Annotated in this window: 5 protein-coding genes and 1 pseudogene; 2 read left to right on the plus strand and 4 right to left on the minus strand. The window is 57.5% G+C overall.

Annotated features, from left to right (window positions below; translation table 11 throughout):
• Window positions 1-375, minus strand: a pseudogene (locus ACIPIN_RS28750) (YceD family protein); the annotation flags it as partial.
• A 105-nt stretch (window positions 376-480) separates the two neighbouring features.
• Between ACIPIN_RS28750 and ACIPIN_RS28755 the strand changes: the two are divergent.
• Window positions 481-1,059: a Maf family protein gene (locus tag ACIPIN_RS28755; RefSeq protein ID WP_401124853.1), complete on the plus strand. Its 579-nt coding sequence runs from the start codon at window positions 481-483 to the stop codon at window positions 1,057-1,059.
• Window positions 1,060-1,190: 131 nt separating this feature from the next.
• Here ACIPIN_RS28755 and ACIPIN_RS28760 read toward each other — a convergent pair whose 3' ends face one another.
• The 3 genes from ACIPIN_RS28760 to rluC are packed head-to-tail and all read right to left on the minus strand — an operon-like array spanning window position 1,191 to window position 3,810.
• Window positions 1,191-2,180 carry a S49 family peptidase gene (locus ACIPIN_RS28760; RefSeq protein WP_401124855.1) on the minus strand — a complete coding sequence of 330 codons (990 nt, stop codon included), beginning with the start codon at window positions 2,178-2,180 and terminating at the stop codon, window positions 1,191-1,193.
• Window positions 2,181-2,201: 21 nt separating this feature from the next.
• Window positions 2,202-2,864 (minus strand): HAD-IA family hydrolase, encoded by a 663-nt coding sequence (locus ACIPIN_RS28765; RefSeq protein ID WP_401124857.1) that lies wholly within the window; start codon window positions 2,862-2,864, stop codon window positions 2,202-2,204.
• Window positions 2,854-3,810, minus strand: a complete 957-nt coding sequence (gene rluC / locus ACIPIN_RS28770) for a 23S rRNA pseudouridine(955/2504/2580) synthase RluC (RefSeq protein WP_401124860.1) — start codon at window positions 3,808-3,810, stop codon at window positions 2,854-2,856. Before rluC ends, ACIPIN_RS28765 begins: the two co-directional genes overlap by 11 nt.
• A gap of 741 nt (window positions 3,811-4,551) precedes the next feature.
• Here rluC and ACIPIN_RS28775 point away from each other — a divergent pair.
• Window positions 4,552-4,709, plus strand: a 158-nt coding sequence (locus ACIPIN_RS28775; protein WP_401124862.1) for a hypothetical protein, incomplete at its 3' end; no start/stop codon positions are given.

The raw sequence follows: 4,709 nt of genomic DNA on the forward strand, positions 1-4,709 counted from the left end.
GCTCCTCCTCGATCAGTGACTGCAGATCCAATGGATCTTCGCCCAGTTCCAGCACGTCATAACCTTTCGGCAACGACTGGGTATTCGCACCCTCCTTCACACAGCATAACTGCATTCGCTGTGAATCGGCAGGGTGACCAGCTCAAGACAACGCTGGCAAACCATTTTGACTTTGGTGTCGATAAAGCTGTGGATCACCACAGATTTACGTTCATCTCGCTCAAAAACGAATTTAGCCTGCACCGTACCGACAGTATCGGAAAGCGGGTCGCAGAGTCTCTCCAAATCGGCCAGCAGCATTTCACCTTGAAGGGTGGTGCCACGATCAGCCAATTTGCGCGGGTCAACGTGAGGTGGAATCGGGTCATTCAACATAGGCGCAGCATTATAGGGATGCACCCAGCCATGTCAAAGGAAATTCAGCCCTGTCCGTCACTTGGAAGCCCCGCTAGAATTTGCGACTGACTTTTGGAGAGCCGTATGCTGCCTTTATTACTTGCTTCAAGCTCGATCTATCGCCGCGAATTACTGGCCCGCTTGCAGCTGCCATTTACCTGCAGCTCACCGGATATCGACGAAAGCCACCAACCGGGAGAGTCGGCCATCGAGTTGGTAAAACGCCTCGCCCATGAAAAAGCCCGGGCGCTGGCCGGCAGTCATCCCGTCCATTTGATTATCGGCTCGGACCAGGTTGCGGTACTCGACGGACAGATTATTGGCAAACCCCATACATTCGAGAAGGCCCGCGAGCAACTACTGGCCGCCAGCGGCGCCAGCGTGACCTTCCTGACCGGCCTGGCACTGCTCAACAGCCAGACTGGCCACTGCCAGATCGACTGCATCCCTTTCACCGTACACATGCGCACACTCGACCAGGCAAGCATTGAACGCTACCTGCGCGCAGAACAGCCCTACGACTGCGCTGGCAGCTTCAAAGCCGAGGGATTGGGCGTGAGCCTGTTTCAAAGCACCGAAGGCCCGGACGCCACCAGCCTGGTCGGCCTGCCATTGATTCGTCTGGTTGACATGCTGCTGGCCGAAGGCGTGCAGACCCCCTAAGAGTCAAAAGATCGCAGCCTTCGGCAGCTCCTACGGGATGCCAGCATGCTTGTGCAGGAGCTGCCGCAGGCTGCGATCTTCTGATCAAAAAAAACCGGCCACGCAGGCCGGTTTTTTATATTGCACGACGATCAGCGCAACGCCGGCCCCTGAAAGCCCATCCGCATTGCCAACTGCTCAGCCACGCTGGCACCGAGCTTTTTCGAGAAGCGATCGAACGTTGACTCTTGCACCGTGAAGTCAACCAGTTCTTTCTCACCGATCACGTCACGCGCCACCGAACTGGCACTGCCCAAACCATCGATCAAACCCAACGGCAGCGCCTGCTCGCCTGACCAGACCAGCCCCGAGAACAACTCCGGATGCTCTTTGTCTTTCAGGCGATCGCCACGGCCTTTTTTGACACTGGCGATGAATTGCTGGTGAGTGGTGTCCAGCACGCCCTGCCAGAACTCGGTTTCGTCAGGCTTCTGTGGCTGGAACGGATCGAGGAACGACTTATGCTCGCCCGACGTGTATGTCCGACGCTCGACACCGAGCTTCTCCATGGTGCCGACAAACCCGTAACCGGCCGCCGTCACGCCAATGGAGCCCACCAGGCTCGCCTTGTCAGCGTAGATCTGATCCGCCGCACTGGCGATGTAGTAAGCACCCGAAGCACCGAGATCGGAAATCACCGCGTAAACCTTTGTACCTGGATGCAGGGCACGCAGACGACCAATTTCATCGTAGACATAACCCGACTGCACCGGACTGCCGCCTGGACTGTTGATCCGCAGCACGATGCCCTTGACCTTCGGATCTTCAAACGCCGCACGCAATCCACCGACGATATTGTCGGCACTGGCCGACTCCTTATCGGCAATCATTCCATTCACGTCGATCAACGCGGTGTAGCCCGACCCGCGGGTCGCGCTTTTTTCAATGCTCACCAGTGGCGTGAAGAGGATCAGCGCGGCAAGCAGGTAAACAAAGGTCAGCAGCTTGAAAAAAATCCCCCAACGCCGCGAACGACGCTGCTCCTGCACACCTGCAAGCAGAGTCTTCTCAAGCAACTTCCAGCTCTTGTCGTCGCCGCCTTCATCACTGGCCTTGTCTGGCGCCTTCCATTCGTCGGTCATTCCATCCACCCCAACAAAAACTTAATTGGCCCGCTGACCCAGCCAGGCGTGCAATTGCGAAAAATGATCAATGGCCAGACGCGGTTCGAACACGCGCAAGGCTTCTATCGATTGAGCGCCATAGCTGACAGCGACCGAATCCATCCCGGCGTTGCGCGCCATCTGCAGATCGAACGACGAATCCCCCACCATCAACGCCTGCTCCGGGCGGACGTCACAATGGGCCAGAATCTGTTCGAGCATCAGCGGATGCGGCTTGCTGGCGGTTTCATCGGCGGCGCGGGTGATATCAAAATAATCTTCCCAGCCATGAGACTTCAGCACACGGTCCAGCCCGCGACGCGCTTTGCCGGTCGCCACCGCCAGGTGATAACCCTCGGCACGAAACGCCGCAAGCGACTCGACGACTCCCTCAAACAACGGAGAAGGCACGGCCTCCGACGCGACGTAGTGATCCGCATAGTGCTGACGGAACGCCACCATCTCGTCATCGTCAATCTCTGGATACAAAGTGCGAATCGCTTCCGGCAACCCCAGACCAATGATGCCCTTGACGGCCAGATCATCGCGCAACTGAAAACCGGACCGCTGCGATGCCACATGCATCGCCTCGACAATCCGGCCGATGGAATCAGCCAGCGTGCCGTCCCAATCGAAGATCAGCAGCTTGTAATCAGGATGCACTCAGGCGCTCCACAGTCTTGGCCCACATTTCATCGACAGGGGCCTGAAGCTTCAACTCGCCGCCATCAGGCAGCGGTACGGTGAGCATATAAGCGTGCAGGAACAGGCGCTTGCCACCCAGATCGCGAATTTCCCTGGAGAAGCCCTCGTCGCCATACTTGGTATCGCCGGCGATACAGTGACCAGCGTGCAGGGTATGGACGCGAATTTGGTGAGTACGGCCGGTAACAGGCTTGGCCTCGACCATGGTTGCAAAGTCGCCAAAGCGGCGCAGCACCTTGAACAGGGTCAGCGCTTCCTTGCCCTCCTCGTCCACTTCCACCATGCGCTCGCCGGAACGCAGATTGCTCTTCTGCAACGGCGCTCGGACGCTCTTGATGGAAGTAGCCCAGTTGCCGCGAACCAGCGCCATATAGCGCTTGTCGACACCATCGCCGCGCAGGGCGGTGTGCAGGTGACGCAGCATGCTGCGCTTTTTCGCGATCATCAGCAGGCCGGAAGTATCGCGGTCCAGACGGTGAACCAGCTCCAGCTCCTTGGCGTCCGGGCGCAACTGTCGAAACGCCTCGATCACCCCGAAGCTCAGGCCGCTGCCACCGTGCACAGCAATCCCGGCGGGCTTGTTGATCACGATCAGCGCCTTGTCTTCGAAGACAATCGAGGCTTCGAGGCGTTGCAACAAACCTTGCGCCAGCGGCACAGGTTCGTCGCGCTCCGGCACACGCACCGGCGGCACGCGCACGATGTCGCCCGCCTGCAGCTTGTATTCGGGCTTGATCCGACCTTTGTTCACACGCACTTCGCCTTTACGCAAAATGCGGTAAATCAAGGTCTTGGGCACGCCTTTGAGCCGAGCGAGAAGGAAGTTATCAATACGTTGGCCGGCATATTCCGGCGAGACCTCAAGCAGTTGTACGCTAGGGGTCGGGGGGGCAGTAGTCGTCATGCCGCGGATGATATCAATTTTTTATGGAATTGAAGCACTTAATCATTACTGCTATAGTCGCGAACGCCGCCAAAAGCGGCCTGGACAGAGGACAAACGGCAGATTGCCGGCCCTGACCAACGCAATTCATCAGGACGCGAGGCCGTCCTACGGGGCTTTCGCAACGATTGGAAGGTTCTTGATTGTAACGAGCGCAGGTGACATGAGGCCTGAAGCGAGCGCAGCAACAGAGTAACCACTCGTCTGATGCGCCGATATTTACGGCCAGTTCACAAAGTGCAGTCAGTCTCGAACCAGCCCTTACGCGAATGCTTCGGAAACAACGCCTGTTACAAGCTGAGTGCCAGCAAAACAGCTATCGCCCAGTCTTGTGTAGCCATGAGCGTGAACTCCCCATTGGAGAACACGGTAAATGCCAACCCGCTGCGGATTCTGCGCGCGGCAGCACCCGAATTATCAGGGATACGTGTAGGGTGGAGATGCACAACCGTCGGACTGTGTAGCACTAGGCTTATATTTAGACGCTTCATCTCGTCCACAGTCGCCGGTTGATTCCTCCTCCTGACTGAGTGCTTAAGTAGCCACAGCAAGCAGGACGCGTACGTCGCGACGCAGGCCCACATTGGCCGGACATCGCTAGACACTGGAGTAGCCAACTACTCCTGACGCACCTGACACCGACCGTGAGAAGTCGTGTGTGCCGAACGCCGTTTCCGGCAGCCCGGAAACCGACGGTACTACATGAAAAGAATGCTGATTAACGCAACTCAACCCGAAGAGTTGCGTGTTGCACTGGTAGACGGCCAACGCCTCTACGACCACGACATCGAATCCGGTGCACGCGAGCAGAAGAAGGCCAACATCTATAAACGCCGGATTACTCGCATCGAACCAAGCCT

Origin of the sequence: Pseudomonas sp. NPDC087697 (assembly GCF_044743155.1) — a bacterium.
In the GTDB taxonomy this organism is placed as follows: Bacteria; Pseudomonadota; Gammaproteobacteria; order Pseudomonadales; family Pseudomonadaceae; genus Aquipseudomonas.

What these genes read in the sequence shown, in the direction of transcription:
- ACIPIN_RS28755 (WP_401124853.1), top strand. Translation starts at nt 481, where the DNA reads ATGCTGCCTTTATTACTTGCTTCAAGCTCGATCTATCGCCGCGAATTA.
- rluC (WP_401124860.1), bottom strand. Translation starts at nt 3,810, where the DNA reads ATGACGACTACTGCCCCCCCGACCCCTAGCGTACAACTGCTTGAGGTC.
- ACIPIN_RS28760 (WP_401124855.1), bottom strand. Translation starts at nt 2,180, where the DNA reads ATGACCGACGAATGGAAGGCGCCAGACAAGGCCAGTGATGAAGGCGGC.